The sequence below is a fragment of the Hyunsoonleella aquatilis genome, from assembly GCF_014270105.1.
GTDB lineage: Bacteria > Bacteroidota > Bacteroidia > Flavobacteriales > Flavobacteriaceae > Jejuia > Jejuia aquatilis.
Map to the genome: position 1 here is coordinate 459,873 of NZ_JACNMF010000002.1, position 18,021 is coordinate 477,893.

General features: G+C 39.8%; 14 protein-coding genes. 8 read left to right on the plus strand and 6 right to left on the minus strand.

Annotated features, from left to right (window positions below):
- Window positions 1–13 precede the first annotated feature (13 nt).
- A complete protein-coding gene (locus tag H7U19_RS07550; protein ID WP_186560852.1) occupies window positions 14–3,442 on the plus strand; it encodes a hypothetical protein in 3,429 nt (1,142 codons plus the stop codon).
- Window positions 3,443–3,561: 119 nt separating this feature from the next.
- Here the strand turns inward: H7U19_RS07550 and H7U19_RS07555 are convergent, their stop codons facing one another.
- The 4 genes from H7U19_RS07555 to H7U19_RS07570 all read right to left on the minus strand — a co-directional run bounded on the left by H7U19_RS07555 (window position 3,562) and on the right by H7U19_RS07570 (window position 9,033).
- Window positions 3,562–4,302 carry a succinate dehydrogenase/fumarate reductase iron-sulfur subunit gene (locus H7U19_RS07555; RefSeq protein ID WP_186560854.1) on the minus strand — a complete coding sequence of 247 codons (741 nt, stop codon included), beginning with the start codon at window positions 4,300–4,302 and terminating at the stop codon, window positions 3,562–3,564.
- A gap of 10 nt (window positions 4,303–4,312) precedes the next feature.
- Window positions 4,313–6,310 carry a fumarate reductase/succinate dehydrogenase flavoprotein subunit gene (locus H7U19_RS07560; protein ID WP_222597396.1) on the minus strand — a complete coding sequence of 666 codons (1,998 nt, stop codon included), beginning with the start codon at window positions 6,308–6,310 and terminating at the stop codon, window positions 4,313–4,315.
- A 12-nt stretch (window positions 6,311–6,322) separates the two neighbouring features.
- The gene (locus tag H7U19_RS07565) at window positions 6,323–7,000 is read right to left on the minus strand and encodes a succinate dehydrogenase cytochrome b subunit (RefSeq protein ID WP_186560856.1); all 678 of its coding nucleotides are present in this window, start codon (window positions 6,998–7,000) and stop codon (window positions 6,323–6,325) included.
- 149 nt (window positions 7,001–7,149) lie between these two features.
- Window positions 7,150–9,033: a T9SS type A sorting domain-containing protein gene (locus H7U19_RS07570; protein ID WP_186560864.1), complete on the minus strand. Its 1,884-nt coding sequence runs from the start codon at window positions 9,031–9,033 to the stop codon at window positions 7,150–7,152.
- 115 nt (window positions 9,034–9,148) lie between these two features.
- Here H7U19_RS07570 and H7U19_RS07575 point away from each other — a divergent pair, with 115 nt between their 5' ends.
- Window positions 9,149–10,441 (plus strand): aminopeptidase P family protein, encoded by a 1,293-nt coding sequence (locus H7U19_RS07575; protein ID WP_186560866.1) that lies wholly within the window; start codon window positions 9,149–9,151, stop codon window positions 10,439–10,441.
- Window positions 10,442–10,495: 54 nt separating this feature from the next.
- Here the strand turns inward: H7U19_RS07575 and H7U19_RS07580 are convergent, their stop codons facing one another.
- A complete protein-coding gene (locus tag H7U19_RS07580) occupies window positions 10,496–11,818 on the minus strand; it encodes an aspartate kinase (protein WP_186560868.1) in 1,323 nt (440 codons plus the stop codon).
- Window positions 11,819–11,947: 129 nt separating this feature from the next.
- On the opposite strand from H7U19_RS07580, the gene H7U19_RS07585 reads away from it, so the two are divergent.
- The 4 genes from H7U19_RS07585 (at window position 11,948) to H7U19_RS07600 (ending at window position 14,063) form a co-directional block, all read left to right on the plus strand.
- Window positions 11,948–12,604 carry a hypothetical protein gene (locus H7U19_RS07585; protein ID WP_186560870.1) on the plus strand — a complete coding sequence of 219 codons (657 nt, stop codon included), beginning with the start codon at window positions 11,948–11,950 and terminating at the stop codon, window positions 12,602–12,604.
- Window positions 12,605–12,614: 10 nt separating this feature from the next.
- Complete coding sequence (locus H7U19_RS07590; protein WP_186560872.1) at window positions 12,615–13,388, plus strand: alpha/beta fold hydrolase; 774 nt, start codon at window positions 12,615–12,617, stop codon at window positions 13,386–13,388.
- Between the two features lie 117 nt (window positions 13,389–13,505).
- On the plus strand, window positions 13,506–13,733 hold the full coding sequence (locus H7U19_RS07595) for a hypothetical protein (RefSeq protein WP_246454686.1): 228 nt from the start codon (window positions 13,506–13,508) through the stop codon (window positions 13,731–13,733).
- A 78-nt stretch (window positions 13,734–13,811) separates the two neighbouring features.
- Window positions 13,812–14,063 (plus strand): hypothetical protein, encoded by a 252-nt coding sequence (locus tag H7U19_RS07600; RefSeq protein WP_186560875.1) that lies wholly within the window; start codon window positions 13,812–13,814, stop codon window positions 14,061–14,063.
- On the opposite strand, the gene thiL is transcribed toward H7U19_RS07600, so the two are convergent.
- Window positions 14,060–15,106, minus strand: a complete 1,047-nt coding sequence (gene thiL / locus H7U19_RS07605) for a thiamine-phosphate kinase (RefSeq protein ID WP_186561526.1) — start codon at window positions 15,104–15,106, stop codon at window positions 14,060–14,062. The two genes, H7U19_RS07600 and thiL, sit on opposite strands and share 4 nt — an antisense overlap.
- 84 nt (window positions 15,107–15,190) lie before the next feature.
- Between thiL and H7U19_RS07610 the strand changes: the two genes are divergently transcribed.
- Both H7U19_RS07610 and H7U19_RS07615 read left to right on the plus strand, forming a co-directional pair.
- On the plus strand, window positions 15,191–16,657 hold the full coding sequence (locus H7U19_RS07610; protein ID WP_186560877.1) for a choice-of-anchor B family protein: 1,467 nt from the start codon (window positions 15,191–15,193) through the stop codon (window positions 16,655–16,657).
- A 15-nt stretch (window positions 16,658–16,672) separates the two neighbouring features.
- Window positions 16,673–18,019 (plus strand): hypothetical protein, encoded by a 1,347-nt coding sequence (locus H7U19_RS07615; protein ID WP_186560879.1) that lies wholly within the window; start codon window positions 16,673–16,675, stop codon window positions 18,017–18,019.
- The last annotated feature ends 2 nt before the right edge of the window (window positions 18,020–18,021 follow it).

Below are 18,021 nucleotides of genomic sequence, written 5' to 3' on the forward strand. Positions count from 1 at the left end.
GTTTAAATACCTGATGAAGCCTTTCCTCCTATTTATGATTGCCTTGTTTGGTTTTAGCGGTTTTGCGCAGAATCAAAATGGCAAGTACAGGACTAAAAAAATGGCGATAAGGGATACCATTTTAGTGGACAGCGTAAGTATCAACTCCAGTTGGTTTTCGGTAAAAACAAAAGATGGTAAGGTTCTGGATTCAACTTATTATCAAATGGATTTTTCGACGGCGAAGTTGAGTTTTATCAAATCCGTTGAAACGGATTCAGTGATTATTAATTATTTGAAATTCCCAGAATTTCTGACCAAAACCTACAAGCAATTGGACGAAAGCATCATTGTAAAAAACAATGATGGCCTTGAAAGATTGTACCAATTATCACAGCCCAATTCCAAATGGACCTTTACGCCTTTTGACGGACTGACCACCTCGGGCAGTATTTCGAGAGGAGTGACGGTTGGCAACAACCAAAACTCGGTTTTAAACAGTGAACTGGATTTACAGATTACAGGAAAATTGAGCGATAAAGTATCGCTACGTGCCTCCATTCAAGATGCCAATATACCATTGCAGGAAAGTGGTTATAGTCAACGTCTGGACGAATTTGATCAAGTATTTATCGAATTGTTTACCGACCGATGGAATGTCCGTGCCGGTGATATCGACTTGGAAAACAACAACTCTTATTTTGCCGAATTTTCCAAACGGGTGCAGGGTTTGTCCATAAATGCGAATTTAGGTGAAAAAGATTCGCAGACCCGTCTTTTTGCCGCGGGCGCTTTAGTGCGAGGCCAATTTACCACTAGCCAATTTACCGCCCAAGAAGGCAACCAAGGGCCTTATAAAATTCAAGGACCGAATGGTGAGCTCTTCGTATTGATAGTTTCCGGGAGTGAAACCGTTTATGTAAACGGAGTGGCCTTGGAACGTGGTGAGGACAAGGATTATATCATCGATTATAATGCAGGCGAAATTATATTCAATACCACATTTCCCATTACTTCAGAAATGCGGATTTTGATCGATTATCAATTTAGCGATAGAAATTATTCCCGCTTGGTAGCCTATGGCGGGGGCAGTTATAGCAGTGAAAAATTCAAAATTGGGGTATCGGTATATTCTGAAAATGATGCCAAAAACCAACCATTGCAACAGAATCTATCGGAAGCGCAGGTTCAAATTTTATCCAATGCAGGTGACGATATGTCTCAAATGATCGCTCCATCAGAAATTCAGGAATCCTTTAGTGAAAACCGTATTTTATATCGAAAGGAAATCGTTGGCGGTGAGGAAGTTTTTGTTTTTTCCAATGACCCAAATGATGAACTTTTCAGAGTAACGTTTACAAGAGTGGGAACCGACCAAGGCAATTACGACATTAGCGATGAGTTTAACAATCCTATAAATACCGTCTATGAATACGCAGGAGAATTACAGGGTGATTTTGCTCCCGTGATTCAGCTTGTAGCTCCAACAAAGCTACAAATGGCAGTGGTAAATGGTAGTTATACCCCCTCCGAAAAAACCTCGATTAATTTTGAATTGTCGGGCAGTAAAAACGATTTAAACCTATTTTCAAATTTAGACGACAACGATAATGATGGCTTTGCGGGAAGATTAGAACTATTTCAAAGCATCATTAAAAAAGACAGTCTTTGGAGTCTTAATGGTTATTTGGACACGGATTATATTCAGTCCAATTTTAGAAACCTACAGGGGCTTTACAATCCTGAATTCAATCGTGATTGGAATATTGACCAACCTGCAAGCAATCAAATTGTGTCGGGTTTGGGCGATCAAATGTTCCTGAATACGGGATTGCGATTGTTTCATCCCAAAAAGGGAAATGCCTCTTATCGGTTTGAGTTTCTTGATTTTTCATTAGGCTATAATGGTAGCAGACATTTAGTGGATGTCAATTTGAATTTGAATGGGGTCCGAATAATTTCAAATACAAGCTACCTCAATTCAGACTCAAATGAAAACACCTCAACGTTTCTAAGGTCTCACAATATTGTGGCCTATAACATGAAAAAAAGCTGGGTGGGAGGCAAGTTTTCGATAGAGGACAACCAAAAAACCGAAATTGCAACCCAAACTCTAAGCCCACTCAGTCAAAAGTTTAAATCCTATGAGGCTTTTGCCGGTATTGGCGACAGCACGAAAGTATTTGTCCAAATAGGTTATAAAAATAGAGTAAATGACAGTATCCGAAACAACCAACTTCAAAAGGTGAACACGTCCAACACCTTTTATGTGGATTCAAGAATCATTCAAAATAAAAACACCAATCTGTCGCTATATGCTAATTATCGCACTTTGGACCACGAGGATGAAAACATCGACGATGAAAACTCTTTGAACTCCAGATTGCAATACAATCAAAAATTGTTCAAAAACATCATGCAGAGCAATACGGTTTTTGAAACGAATTCTGGGAGTATTTTTGAACAAGATTTTACCTATGTGGAAGTGGAGCCAGGGCAGGGCACCTATACTTGGATTGATTATAACGAAAATGGAATTCAAGAGTTGGAGGAATTTGAAATTGCTCCATTTCAGGATCAAGGCACGTTTATTAGGGTATTATTACCAAATCGCAGGCCTATCAAAACCCATCAAAATAGGTTTAGCCAAACCCTGACTTTTAATCCATCCCAATGGCGCGTTTCGGAAAACAAGTCCAAAAAATTCTGGTCTCATTTTTATAACCAAACCAGTTATTTAATCGATAGAAAAATCAGAAGAAACGGCGATAATTTCAATTTAAACCCCTTTGAAAGCGATGCTGAAAACCAATTGGGCTTGCAATTGAATTTTAGGAATGTATTGTTTTTTAACCGGGGCAAACAAAAATATACTACTTCATATACCTTCCTTTCAAATAAATCCAACAACACGCTTTCTGTTGGACTTTTGGAAAACAATTTGAAAAGCCATCAATTGAATTTCAATCATAAAATTCAGGAAAATTGGTTGGTCACGTTTCAATCTGCTATTGGCTCCAATGAAAGCTCTAGTGAAAACTTCACAAGTAAAAATTTTAAGTTTGATGAAGCCTTATTGAATCCCAAACTGTCTTATTTATTTAATGAGAATAGTCGTTTCGATATCTTTTATCAATTTACCATAAAAAATAATACCATTGGCGCATTGGAAACCTTAAGACAACAAAAGTTCGGTCTGGGTTTCAATCTTTCTAAAAACGAAAAAGGGGCCGTAAACGGTGAGGTGAATTATTTTTCCAATGATTTTAACGGCAGTCCGAATACGCCAGTTGCCTACCAAATGTTGGAAGGCCTGCAACCCGGAAGGAATTTTACCTGGACCTTGTTGGCGCAAAAAAAACTGACCAAATACCTTGATTTAAACCTCAGTTATTTTGGACGAAAAACCGAAATGAGCAAAACCATTCATACAGGGACTATTCAGTTAAAAGCTTATTTTTAGGAAATTTCAATCAGATTTTAGCATTTGGTAATCTATAATTGTAATATTGCAATATTACAATTATATGATTCTTAAAAAAAGTCGGTACTAAACGTAAGGACCGACTTTTAAATTTATCTTTAAATAGAAGCTTTCATCAGCTCCCGATTCATTCTAGCAATATTATCTAAAGAAATACCTTTTGGACATTCTACTTCACAAGCTCCGGTATTAGTACAGTTTCCAAAACCTTCCAAATCCATCTGTGCCACCATATTTTTTACACGGTCTGCCGCCTCTACTTGTCCTTGAGGCAACAGGGCATATTGCGAAACTTTAGCTCCAACAAATAACATGGCTGAAGAGTTTTTACACGTAGCCACACAAGCACCACAACCAATGCAGGTTGCTGCATCCATGGCTTCGTCTGCGGCATGTTTCGAAATTGGAATAGCATTGGCATCCTGGGTGTTTCCTGATGTATTTACAGAAATATAGCCTCCCGCTTGTTGAATACGCTCAAAAGCGGTTCTATCCACCACTAAATCCTTTATCACAGGAAAAGCAGCTGCCCTAAAAGGCTCAATGGTAATCGTATCGCCATCTTTAAACATACGCATGTGTAACTGGCATGTAGTAATACCTCTGTCCGGGCCGTGTGCTTCTCCATTGATGTACATAGAACACATCCCGCAAATTCCTTCGCGACAATCATGATCAAAAGCTACAGGTTCTTGGCCTTCGGCAACCAACTGCTCATTCAACACGTCCATCATTTCTAAAAAAGACATATGTTCCGAAATATCGGTCACCTTATAATCTACCATTTGACCCTTTGCATTTGAGTCTTTTTGTCTCCAAATTTTAAGTGTTAAATTCATAGCGTCTTTTTTATTTATAACTTCTTTCTTTTACTTCAATATTCTCGTAAGCCAGAGGCTCTTTATGCAGTTTAGCTTCACTCGGTTCACCTACATATTCCCAAGCGGAAACATATTGGAATTCTTTTCGGCGTTTGGCTTCACCCTCATCGGTTTGATATTCTTCCCTAAAATGTCCTCCGGCAGACTCTTCCCTTTGCAATGCATCTTTTGCAAACAATTCGCCTAATTCCAAAAAGTCAGCCACACGTCCAGCTTTTTCCAATTCTGGGTTCATTTCATTAGCACTACCAGGCACTTTAACCTCTTTCCAGAATTCTTCACGGATTTCCTTTATTTCAACAATGGCTTCTTTTAAACCTTTCTCGTTTCTTGACATACCACATTTGTCCCACATCACTTTACCTAACTTTTTGTGGAAGTAGTCCACGGATTTTGTTCCGTTATTGGTAGTGAAAAATTTAATTCTATCCTGAACTGCTTTTTCAGCTTCATCGAATTCTTTAGTATCCGTTGGAATTTTACCTGTTCGGATATCATCAGCTAAATAATCACCAATTGTATATGGCAACACAAAATAACCATCCGCCAAACCTTGCATCAATGCCGAAGCTCCCAGCCTGTTAGCACCATGATCAGAGAAATTAGCCTCACCTATACAATACAGTCCGGGTACGGTAGTCATCAAATTATAATCCACCCAAACACCGCCCATGGTATAGTGCACTGCAGGATAAATCATCATCGGGGTTTCGTATGGGTTTTGATCTACAATTTTTTCGTACATCTGGAAAAGGTTTCCATATTTAGCCTCGACAATAGCTTTACCTAATTCATAAATTTTCGCTTTTGAAGGGTTGGAAATGTTATGGATTTTGGCTTGCTCTGTTCCATAGCGAGTAATGGCATCGGCAAAATCCAAATACACTGCTTCTCCGGTAGCATTTACCCCAAAACCAGCATCACAACGCTCTTTTGCCGCTCTTGAAGCAACATCCCTAGGCACAAGGTTGCCAAACGCTGGATAGCGACGCTCCAAATAGTAATCTCTTTCCTCTTCTGATAAATCAGTAGGCTTCTTTTTACCTTCTCGTATGGCTTGGGCATCTTCCAGTTTGGCGGGCACCCAAATTCGACCATCATTACGTAATGACTCAGACATCAACGTCAATTTAGATTGATAATCTCCCGAACGCGGAATACATGTTGGGTGAATCTGCGTATAACAAGGGTTAGCAAAATAAGCTCCTTTTTTATGGATTTTCCATGCCGCGGTTACATTACTTCCCATTGCGTTGGTGGACAAGAAATATACATTCCCATAGCCTCCCGTTCCTACAACAACGGCATGAGCAGAATGACGCTCAATTTCACCAGTAATTAAATTTCTTGCGATAATGCCTCGCGCTTTTCCATCAACAATAACCACATCCAACATTTCATGGCGGTTGAACATTTCAATCTTACCACGGGCTATTTGACGGTTCATTGCAGAATACGCTCCCAATAACAATTGTTGCCCAGTCTGTCCTTTGGCATAAAACGTTCTAGATACCAACACACCACCAAACGAGCGGTTGTCTAATAACCCTCCATAATCACGTGCAAAAGGCACACCTTGTGCCACACATTGGTCAATAATATTTGCAGATACCTCGGCTAAGCGATAGACATTCGCTTCTCGCGAACGATAATCTCCACCCTTAACGGTATCGTAAAATAATCTGTACGTTGAATCCCCATCACCTTGATAGTTCTTTGCCGCATTGATACCTCCTTGTGCCGCAATGGAGTGCGCACGACGTGGAGAATCCTGATAGGCAAATGCTTTTACATTATATCCAAGTTCAGCTAAAGTTGCCGCCGCAGAACCCCCTGCCAAGCCCGTACCAACAACAATGACATCAATATGCCGTTTGTTTGCCGGGTTAACCAGATTGATTTTATTTTTATAATCTGTCCATTTATCTTGAATTGGACCTTTTGGTACTTTTGAATCTAAAGCCATAATTATGTAAGATTAATGGTGAGGATTTAAATGATGAAAAATTGCAATAATGATAAAACCCAGCGGAATTAAAATGGAATAGGCCTTCCCTATTTGTTGCAATGTTTTTTTACGACCAGCAGTCGAGCCCATAGATTGAAATGCTGAGGTAAAACCATGGGCTAAATGCAAGCCCAATAGCACAAAAGAAACGACGTAGGCTCCGACTCTTAGGGGGCTGTGAAATTTCTCCACCATTTCGTGAAAATAACGGTACTCTCCATTATGCATACCTGACATGTCTCCTTGTATATATTTAACATTCAATTCAGGAAACCAAAAGTCAATAAAATGCAAAATGATAAATGCTAAAATTACTAACCCTGAATAAATCATATTCCTACTTACCCACGAGGAATTTGCTCCTCCATGATTCCTGGCGTAGCTTATACCATTTGCTTTTTTGTTTTTAAGTTCAAGCACAAAGCCCATCACAAAATGAAACACCACACCGAATATTAAAACTGGTTGTAACGCAAATTGCACCAGAGGATTTGTCCCCATAAAATGCGAAAGTTCATTAAACAAATCTTCACTGAAAAGAGATGTAATGTTAACCGCTAAATGAATAATTAAAAAGAACATAAGGAAGAATGCAGAAAGTGCCATGGCAACCTTTCTTCCTATCGAAGACTTAAAAAATCCGCCCATTTTATTTTGTTATTTTTATAAGAATTACAAAGGTAGGCATGGGGGCAGTCTTAGGCAAATAACAAATGTCATGTTTTGTTATTTAGAATGATTTTAAAAAAGTTACTCGACCGATAAAAAAGCCCTCTTTGAAAAGAACTTCAATACATCTATTCCAAAACGAGTTTTTTTGTAACCGATGCGTTATCCCCCAAAATTTTTATGATGTAGAGTCCACCGGATGCATTCGCCATGTTTACAGTTTTAACTTTAGAATCATCTGTGAAATTTTGAATGGAAATCACCCTGCCACTAACGTCATAAATTTCGATTGAAGTAATTGGTATGATGGATTCATTGGTTAAAAAAAATGACTCCTTGGCAGGATTAGGATATATTCTTACTCCAAAACTAAGTTGTTCTTCTTCCACACTTAGTGGGCAGGCGGCCTCTGTCATTGTTGTCTCACCACAAACCGCAGATGCTTCACTTCTTGCTTGAATACCATTTGCGGCCATAATGTTATCCGCCGTCAGCTCCTTTTGTGATATCCCATTCGCCAAAGCCCAATGCATCACATCATCCATATCATTGCCATTTGAAACTGGATCAATGACATGGGCCAACTGATGACCATGCCCCAATTCATGAAGTGCTATACTTTCAAAATCATATTGCGAACTTGTAAGAGTTCCTGTCCCAAAGTACCATGTTTCGGTTGTGCTAAGCGTGTCATCATCATCCACGCTATTGTTAAAAACGATATCTAATTCATCAACAAACCAATTTATGGTACTTCCTCCACAACCCATATACCACGAGAAACACTTCCCTAACGTGCTATCATCTAATTCATCACCATTATCAAAACGAATTACATTATTGCCATCACCATTGTTTTCATCTATTCCAGCAATATCAACTGCGGTAGCTGTTCCACTAACTGTCCAATTTACACCCGTTTCACAAACCCACTTATTAAATGCTCTCATAAAGGCATCTTTGTAACCAGTTGGCATCATACCTGCACTGTGTGGGTCTGGTTCAGTTTCATTAAAAAAATCCGTTTGCATTTCCCATGTATAGCCTCCACCCCCATTTTTGTCCACGTGTCTGACTTGGTAAGCTTCTGTTCCAGTACCTGGATTAAAAGGGACATTAATTTCTGCATAGGACACGGTTAACGTAGATGAGTCCGTAGAAGTACCTCCACCACTATCCTCTACATAGATAGTTCCTGTTCCTGCTAAAGAAGGCACTTGCACTTCAATTCTATCATCTTGCCACAGATCAACTTCTGAATCCAACGCGGCAATATATGTATCGCCACCATCATCAGCATTTCTAAACCAAACTTTCCCTTGTGTAGCCCCAAAATTTGTCCCGGTAATTATAAGCACATCCTTTGTGCCAGCAGTAACTGTAGAACTTCCTAATGTAATAGGCCCCGGAGGCATGGTGCTTTTCGAAGCCGCACTTTTCGCCATTTCCTGTTTTGCGTCATAGGACTTAAGCGCAACAAACTCTTTCTTCGTATACTGTTTAATTTCGTTGTAAAAGGCATCCGCAATACCCTCTTTTCTTTTAAAAGAATTGGCCGCCAAATTTTCCCTTAGGTTGTATCTGTAAAATCCCTGGGACAGCCCGTACGGTTTAAATCTCTTAATACTCGATTTCCCTGATCTTGAAATTCTTTCATTACTGCCGTTCAACGTAAATACACCAATATCATCCTTATATAAAGTTAATGTTGGGTGCACTATCAATGCTCTTAACCCAACTGTACCACCCTCGGTAACCACCTCAATCGTTGTTGCCGGGTTTCCCTTGAATATCTTGTAAACTTCAACAGTGTTTATGGTATAAATCATTTTGTGGCCCTCATCCCATGTAGACCGTTTGGACACAACTTTTCCTTCTATAACAAGTTCGGATTTCTCAATTTGTTGTTTCAAAGACACCTCTCGAAGAAAGCCTTGCGCATTCAAATTACGCAACCCAACTAGGCTCAGGAGCCCAATAAATAATATACTAAAACATGTATTCTTTTTCATTTGGTACGACTTTAAGCGTTAAAAAACAAAGAGAGGGATAACTCAAATATAACAAATAAAAATCTACTTTTTATTCATACTTTTACGTCAATCGCAAAATTAACATCTGCATAACATGAAATATTTGCCCATTGATCGCCAGCTTTTTATTAAAAACAGGAGCAAGTTTATCTCAAAAATGAAGCCGAACAGCCTGGCAGTTTTCAACTCCAATGATATTTATCCCATAAGTGCCGACAGTACGATGCCTTTTCAGCAACATCGGGATATTTTCTATTTGAGCGGTGTGGATCAAGAAGAAAGCGTGTTGGTTCTTTTTCCCGATTGCCCAAAGGAAAAAAACCGTGAAATCTTATTCCTAAAAGAAACCAATGAGCATATCGCAATTTGGGAAGGCGAAAAATTGACTAAGGAAAGGGCTTTTGAAGTCAGTGGGGTTAAGACCGTATATTGGTTGCAGGACATGGAAAAGGTGCTGTTTGAAATCATGACGCAATGCGACACCATATACATAAATACCAACGAACACTATCGGTCAAACGTTGAAGTGGAAACACGGGAAGACCGTTTTACTAAGTGGTTAAAAGAAAAATACCCAGCACATGCCGTAGCCAAAAGCAACCCTATTTTACAGCAGCTTCGTTCCGTCAAGGAGGACATCGAAATTGATCTTATCCAAAAAGCTTGCGATATTACTGAGAAAGGGTTTCGGCGTATTTTAGGATTTGTACAGCCGGGCGTGATGGAATATGAAATAGAGGCCGAATATATTCATGAGTTTATAAGAAACCGCTCCAAAGGATTTGCCTATACCCCCATTGTTGCCTCAGGAAACAATGCCAATGTATTGCACTATATTGAAAACAACCAAGAGTGCAGGTCGGGTGATTTGATATTGATGGATGTTGGCGCCGAATATGCCAATTACTCTAGCGATATGACAAGAACTATTCCTGTTTCAGGCCGGTTCTCTAAGCGACAAAAAGCGGTGTACAACGCTGTTTTAAAGGTTAAAAATGAAGCTACAAAAATGCTGGTGCCCGGAACATTTTGGGAACAATACCATATTGAAGTTGGCAAATTCATGACTTCTGAACTACTTGGGCTTGGCCTACTGGATAAAGCCGATATTCAAAACGAAAATCCAGACTGGCCAGCCTATAAAAAATACTTTATGCACGGCACAAGTCATCATATGGGTTTAGACACTCACGACTACGGTATTTTAACCGAGCCCATGCAAAAAAATATGGTATTTACGGTTGAACCCGGGATTTACATTCCGGAGGAAGGTTTTGGTATTCGAATTGAAGATGACGTGGTGATCCAAAAAACAGGAGCGCCTTTAAACCTTATGAAAAACATTCCTATTGAAGTGGATGAGATTGAAAGCTTGATGAACGCATAAAAAAAGGGCCATTATTTAAAAATGGCCCTAAATTTCAAAATCTAAAACTGTAATTTACAGAGTGACTAATTCAAATAAATATTTATTTAGCTTTTGAAGTGTCGTTATTTTGTTGGCTGTGTCGATGAGCAAGGAAATATTATTTCGGCTACCCCCGTAGGAAATCATCCTAATGTTTACATCCTTTAAAATTTTGAAAAGCTTATAAGTTTCTTTATGGTCAACAATGGAGTGACCTACCAAACAAACGATGCTTTGGTTTTTATCAACCTCAATGGTCGCGAAGTTCTCCAATTCTGCAACTATTTGTTCCAAATACGTATCGTCGTCAACGGTAAGGGATACGGCTACTTCCGATGTCGTTATCATATCGATTGAGGTTTTGTACGCCTCAAATATTTCGAATACTTTTTTAAGGAAACCGTGCGCCTGAAGCATTCGCCCCGACTTTATTTTAATAGCAGTAATGTTATCCTTGGCGGCGATGGCCTTGATACCATTTTCCACATGATTACTTGTAATAGAAGTCCCTTTTGCCTCAGGATCCATTGTATTTTTCAACCTTACGGGAATGCCGTCAGCACGAACAGGCAATACAGTTTGAGGATGCAAAATCTTCGCTCCAAAATAGGCCAACTCGGCCGCTTCATCAAAAGACAAATCCGAAATAGGTTTTGTGCCCTCAACAAACCTCGGATCATTATTGTGCATCCCATCGATATCTGTCCAAATTTGAACTTCCCCTGCTTTAATGGACGCCCCGATAATAGTTGCCGTGTAATCACTGCCTCCCCTTTGTAGGTTGGAAACCGCCCCAGTATCATCCAAGCAAATAAATCCTTGGGTGATGTAGATTTCGGCCTCACCTGCTTTTTCTAATACTTCTGAAATGTGAGCTTCTATATACGGAAAGTCAGGTTCTTTGTTTTCATCTATTTTCATGTAGTCCAAAGCTGGCAATAACGCCGAATTCACCCCCTCCTGTTGCAAATAGGCATTGAACATAAATGTGGACAACAATTCGCCCTGAGCCAAGATTTCATTTTCGATTATTTGTGAAAAGGATTTATATGTACAATCTATCAAAAAGTTAAAACGCTCCGCCACATAATCTTTTACTTGAGCATTCAAAGTTTCGTCCCGCAATAACTCGTCAACTACAGCAATATATTTTTCGTGAAGCGCATTGATAGCACTCAATGCCTGATCAACGTTTTGGACTTTCAGACTATCGCCGATGGCTACAAGACTATTAGTAGTTCCGGACATGGCAGAAAGCACCACTATCTTTTGCTCACCGTCATTAATAATTTCCTTTACATTTTCCATGTTCTTAACCGAACCTACTGATGTGCCGCCAAACTTTAAAACCTTCATAAATTTTTTAAGTATCATTGATTAAAGACCCATTCATTAAAATGGATTGCAAAAGTAATACACAACAGCACATGCCACGTATTTTTATAAAAAAAAGGCTATTTTTGCACAAATTGTTAAATAATTAACATGAAGACTGTATCCAACTGTGTAGAAGACATTTTGATTACGCAACCCTATTTGGAGGAAGCCCTTTCTAGAAATATCATTAACTTTAGTGCTCTTGCCCTTGAACTCACTGAACCCATTAGCAAAATGCTGAAAAAAGAGGTGAAGCCAGGAGCTGTGATGATGGCCCTAAGGCGTTATAACCCACCTCCTACTTTGGGAAACACCATCAAAATGAGACGTGTTATTGAAAACCTTGGTGATATTACCGTACGTTCCAACCTGACGGATTTTACAGTGAAAAACTCTACCACGCTTATTGACAACCACGCCAAAATCTTGGAACGAATCAATACAGAAGAAAAATTATTTTATGCGTTTACCCGAGGTATTCACGAAAGTAATATAGTGGTATCCAGTAGCTTGAATGATTTTGTCAATGAACATTTAAAACATGAATTTTTTATCGCCGTTCAGGAAAACTTGTCGGCTATCAGCATCAATTTACCTCAGGACAATTCAAAAATAGCGGGATTGTATTACCATTTTTTTAAACGATTGGCGTGGGAAGGCGTAGTATTATATGAAGTATTGTCCACCACCAACGAATTCACCATTTTGGTGGAAGACGAGTTTGTTGATAAGGCTTTTTCAGCCATTAAAAAAGTAAAATCCTAATGTCAAAAGCATGATTTTAGATTTTAAAGGGACACCTATTTTTTATACAGATTCTGGACAAGGGGAAACACTGGTATTGTTGCATGGCTTTTTAGAAAACAGTTCCATCTGGACACCTTTTATAAATGATTTATCAAAAAATAACAGAATCATCTGTATCGATTTATTGGGGCATGGGCTATCAGGGTGTTTGGGATACATCCATTCCATGGAATTGATGGCCGAAACCGTATCCGCCGTTCTAAATCACCTGAAAATAAATAGATGCACCATATTAGGACACTCCATGGGTGGATATGTAGCCTTGGCCTTTACGGAAAAGCACCCGGACATGGTCAGAGGTTTGGGCTTGGCCAATTCAACTGCCAGTGCAGATAGCGAAGAGCGCAAAAAGAATAGGGACCGAGCCATTGTTGCCGTAAAGGAAAACCATAAGGTGTTTATTAACATGTCCATTCCCAATCTTTTCCGCCCGGAAAACAAAACCACCTTTGCGGAAGAGATAAAGCTATTGAAGACCGAAGCTCTAAAAATGCCGGTACAAGGTATCGTTGCCGCTTTGGAAGGCATGAAAGCGCGACCCAACCGAGAAAAGCTTTTACATTCGAATGTATATCGAAAATTAATGATACTGGGGAAAAAAGATCCTGTGCTGAATTATAAGGAATTAAAATCGCAAATCGAAGGTGTCCAAATAGACAGTGTAGAATTCCCTGATGGACATATGAGCTTTATCGAAAACAGAGGACAATTTCTACAAGCTATAATGCATTTCATCGAATAATTATGCTTTATATCGAAAATTTAATATAAATTCCTTATATTTACAGCCCCTTAGTTTTTTAACTTAAAAACTTAACCTATGCAAAATAAGACTACCAAGCCCCGCTTGATACCAAAAATGTATTGCAGCATCTTTGGACATGATTATCAAGTAACCAAGAAAGTAACCTACCACGTAAAAGAGTACACTTGCTCGCACTGCAAAAAGCAAATGACCACAAATAGTAATGGCAACCTAGTGGAACTTACACCAAAATTTAAGGAGATAAATGCCATTCTAGAGCGCATTCACCACTCCAGAACAAAACGTTTAAAGAGAAAAGCGTTCGCTTCATCGATTTATTAACTGCTTATTAACATTTTCCGATTGGTTTTTAATACTTTAGAGCCTCTCTCCTAGAAAATAATTTAATATGCGAACAAAATGAGAAGTATTCAGTGCAAGGTGTTTGGCCACGACTTCAAAGTGTCACGACACGTTACCTATCATGTAAAAGAATATCGGTGCAGCAATTGCAAAAAGGAGTTAACTACAAACAGCAGAGGTAATTTAACAGAACTTACACCCAAATTCAGGGAAATAAACGATGTTTTAGAACGCATCCATTTAAAAAGAAGAATGCGTTTAAAAGATTACAACAAAAAGCAAAGTAAAAAACTTTTGGCCGCTGGCTAATCTTCAAAATTTTTCCATCCTTGGGCTTTTAGGGGAATTCTTGTTTCAGCCCTAGTCACCAAATGCGTGCCCGCCGCCTTCTCTTTGATAAACCCTATTACACTTAAATTTGGATTTGCCTTAATTTTAGGAAAATCGTCCTGGCTTACTGTAAACAGCAACTCATAATCCTCACCTCCATTTAAGGCCACAGTAGTACTATCCATATTGAATTCCTCACAGGTTGAAATCACTTGCGGGTCCAAAGGAATTTTATTTTCATATAAATCGCAACCAACATCGCTTTGTTTGCATATATGCATAATTTCGGAAGACAGCCCATCACTGATATCAATCATGGCTGTTGGCTTTACATCCAAATCACTCAACAGCTTAACAATATCCTTTCGGGCTTCCGGTTTTAGTTGGCGCTCTACAATATAAGTGTAGGGCTCCAAATCAGGTTGGTTATTAGGGTTAACTTTATACACCTCTTTTTCCCGTTCCAAAACTTGCAAGCCCATATATGCGCCTCCCAAATCACCAGAAACCACCAGTAAATCATTCGGCTTGGCACCGTTCCTATAAACGACTTCACCTTCTGCAACCTCACCTATTGCAGTCACGGAAATCAATAGTCCGGTTGTTGATGAGGTGGTATCACCACCTATCAAATCCACATCATAAATCTCCACCGCTGTTTGTATTCCGGCATACAACTCCTCCAAAGCTTCCAACGGAAATCGGTTGGAGACCGCAATAGATACCGTAATTTGCGTAGCCTTCGCGTTCATGGCATAAACGTCAGAAAGGTTAACCATTACCGCCTTATAACCCAAATGCTTTAAGGGCATATAGCTCAGATCAAAATGCACCCCTTCAACCAATAAATCCGTTGTAACCACAACTTTCTTTTCCTTAAAATCTAAAACTGCCGCGTCATCGCCAACACCTTTTATTGTGGATTCCCGTTTGATTTTGAAGTGCTTTGTTAAGTGCTCAATAAGTCCAAATTCACCTAGATCATTCAACTTAGTATATTGCTTATTTTTATCTTCAATCATGGCGCAAAAATAAGAAGCTAATTTTGTTTTCACTATCTTTATACTAAAACAAAAGCCACTTAAGTTATATCTAAAAGGATTGCCATGAAATTTTCGCGTTTTTTTTGTGCCACTATTTTGGTGAGCCTACTTGTTGCGTTCACTTTTTCCTGTGATAGTGAACCTGTTGAAATTGTTTCGGTGGCCGATACCGATTCGGATGGTATTGCCGAAGATGTTGACAACTGTAATATGATTGCAAATCCAAATCAAGAAAACAATGATGGCGATGCGCAAGGGGATGCCTGTGATGACGATGACGACAACGACGGGGTTGACGATGAAAATGACAATTGCCCATTAACCCCCAACCCCAATCAGGAAGACGATGACGGCGACGGTATAGGCAATGTTTGTGACGATGATTATGTCGACCCATTTGAACCAATGGCCATTTGCGAAAACGGTTTTGCGGATAATTATCCCTGTAACGGTTATGACCTAATGGCAAATGTTTCGGTTCAAGACATGCTGGGAGCGGGAGCTTCCGGAAACGATTGTTGGGGCTGGGTTGACCCTGACACCCAAAAAGAATACGCCTTGTTTTGCGGGACTACAGGAATGGCTTTTGTTGACATCACAGTTCCAAATGCCCCCGTAGTGATTGGTAGTTTACCCACCGCCACTGTGAGCAGTGCATGGCGAGATGTAAAAGTTTTTAATAATTACGCCTTTATTGTTGCTGACCGTGCCACTACACACGGCATGCAGGTATTTGATCTGACGCGATTACGAAATGTTCCCAATCCTCCCGAAACTTTCACTGCCGATGCACAATATACAGGTTTTGGAAGTGCCCATAATATTGTGATCAATGAAAGTACGGGTTACGCCTATGCCGTGGGAACTAGCAGATCTGGCACATTTGCCGGTGGCCCATTATTTATCGATATTCAAAATCCAATGATGCCATTGGATGCGGGTGGTTTCTCGGGCTACGCCCATGATGCCCAGGTAGTACTTTATAATGGTCCGGACACAGCCCATATTGGAAAGGAAATCTTAATAGGAAGCAACGAAGATGAGGTTGTAATAGTTGATGTGACTAGCAAGGCCAGCCCTATTTTACTATCTCGAATTAGCTATTCCAATGTAGGATACACGCACCAAGGGTGGTTTACTGAGGATATGAGATATTTTATTTTAGGCGATGAAATTGATGAAATAGATTTCGGCACGAATACCAGAACCATAGTATTTGACTTCTCGAATTTAGACGACCCTAAGCTCCACATGGAATATCTTGGCACTTCCGCCGCTATTGACCACAATGGTTATGTAAAAGGCAATGATTATTTTCTAGCCAGCTATACTGCCGGAATGCGGGTTTTGGATATTACTAATATCTCCAGCCAATCCATTACAGAATCCGCCTATTTTGATACCCATCCTGAAGATAACAGTACAAGCTTTCGGGGGGCGTGGAGCGTTTACCCCTATTTGCCCAGTGGCAATATCATTATCAGTGATATGAACCGTGGCCTGTTTGTGGTCCGAAAAAGCGACCTATAATTTCTATTGCTCCAAATGAACAATACTATTGGCTCCACGATATTATATCTTTGTTTATGGTTTGGACTGCTTACAAACTGTTCCAAAGACGATGGCAATGTCAACGGCGCAACAACCCAACCAACGGTTCTATTCGTAAAAACATTGGGTGGCAGCCTAAACGATAGTGGCCAATCCATAATCAAAACGTCAGATGGAGGTTATGCCATTTTAGGTCACACCCAAAGCAACGATGGGGACATTCAAAATAAAACAAACACATCTTTTGACTATTGGCTCTTAAAATTTAACGGCAACCATCAAATACAATGGCAAAAAAGCCACGGAGGAAGTGATGACGACAAGGGTACAGATATCATACAAACTTCAGATGGTGGCTACGCCATTTTCGGCCAAAGCCAAAGTAACGATGGTGATGTTTCCGAAAACGGGGGTGCAGATGATTTTTGGATACTAAAACTTGATGCCTCTGGAAACATCATTTGGGAAAAATCCTTTGGCTTTTTGGGGGCGGACACCGGGACTTCAATTTTGCAGACTAATGACAATGGTTTTTTGTTAGTAGGGGTATTGGATGTAACGGCATCAAACGGACAAGGCAACAGTAAGTTTACTGCCATCAAGCACGCCGGGGGTGACTATTGGGTCATCAAACTGGACAGCAATGGCGAAAAACAATGGAGCAAATTCTATGGGGGCACTTTTACCGATACACCTTATGATGCCATACAAACGGCAGACAACGGCTATATCATTGTAGGCTCCTCCGACAGCGAGGATGTCGATATCAGCGGAAATAAAGGAAGCTATGATTTTTGGGTTATCAAAATATCAGAAACGGGTACTCTGCTTTGGGAAAAATCCTTTGGAGGCACACGAATTGATGAGGCTTGGGGCATTGAAAGTACCGAAGATGGGAATTATCTTGTTGTCGGGGATACCAGAAGTAACGACGAGGACGTTTCGAATAATAATGGGGGCGCCGATATTTTTCTGATAAAAATTTCGCCAGATGGTGATTTGATTTGGGAGAAAACTTTTGGGGGCAACAGTTTTGATGTCGGTCGCTCAATATCAAAAACTATTGACGGGGGTTATTTGCTATCTGGAAGCTCACGAAGTTCGGATGGCGATGCTTCAAAAAACAATGGTCAAAACGATGCTTGGATCATCAAACTAAACTCCAATGCTGAAATTGAATGGCAAAAAACGATTGGTGGCTCGAACATTGATTTTGGATTTGATGCCGTTGAATTGAACGACGGCTCAGTTATCGTTGCAGGTGAGTCCTCCAGTTCTGACGCCGATATTGATGACAACAAGGGCTTTAGTGACCTACTGCTTTTCAATATAAAACCTTAAAA

Bases quoted from the DNA above. Each gene is read 5' to 3' on its own strand.
- H7U19_RS07550 (WP_186560852.1), top strand. From the start codon at position 14: ATGAAGCCTTTCCTCCTATTTATGATTGCCTTGTTTGGTTTTAGCGGT.
- H7U19_RS07555 (WP_186560854.1), bottom strand. From the start codon at position 4,302: ATGAATTTAACACTTAAAATTTGGAGACAAAAAGACTCAAATGCAAAG.
- H7U19_RS07560 (WP_222597396.1), bottom strand. From the start codon at position 6,310: ATGGCTTTAGATTCAAAAGTACCAAAAGGTCCAATTCAAGATAAATGG.
- H7U19_RS07565 (WP_186560856.1), bottom strand. From the start codon at position 7,000: ATGGGCGGATTTTTTAAGTCTTCGATAGGAAGAAAGGTTGCCATGGCA.
- H7U19_RS07570 (WP_186560864.1), bottom strand. From the start codon at position 9,033: ATGAAAAAGAATACATGTTTTAGTATATTATTTATTGGGCTCCTGAGC.
- H7U19_RS07575 (WP_186560866.1), top strand. From the start codon at position 9,149: ATGAAATATTTGCCCATTGATCGCCAGCTTTTTATTAAAAACAGGAGC.
- H7U19_RS07580 (WP_186560868.1), bottom strand. From the start codon at position 11,818: ATGAAGGTTTTAAAGTTTGGCGGCACATCAGTAGGTTCGGTTAAGAAC.
- H7U19_RS07585 (WP_186560870.1), top strand. From the start codon at position 11,948: ATGAAGACTGTATCCAACTGTGTAGAAGACATTTTGATTACGCAACCC.
- H7U19_RS07590 (WP_186560872.1), top strand. From the start codon at position 12,615: ATGATTTTAGATTTTAAAGGGACACCTATTTTTTATACAGATTCTGGA.
- H7U19_RS07595 (WP_246454686.1), top strand. From the start codon at position 13,506: ATGTATTGCAGCATCTTTGGACATGATTATCAAGTAACCAAGAAAGTA.
- H7U19_RS07600 (WP_186560875.1), top strand. From the start codon at position 13,812: ATGAGAAGTATTCAGTGCAAGGTGTTTGGCCACGACTTCAAAGTGTCA.
- thiL (WP_186561526.1), bottom strand. From the start codon at position 15,106: ATGATTGAAGATAAAAATAAGCAATATACTAAGTTGAATGATCTAGGT.
- H7U19_RS07610 (WP_186560877.1), top strand. From the start codon at position 15,191: ATGAAATTTTCGCGTTTTTTTTGTGCCACTATTTTGGTGAGCCTACTT.
- H7U19_RS07615 (WP_186560879.1), top strand. From the start codon at position 16,673: ATGAACAATACTATTGGCTCCACGATATTATATCTTTGTTTATGGTTT.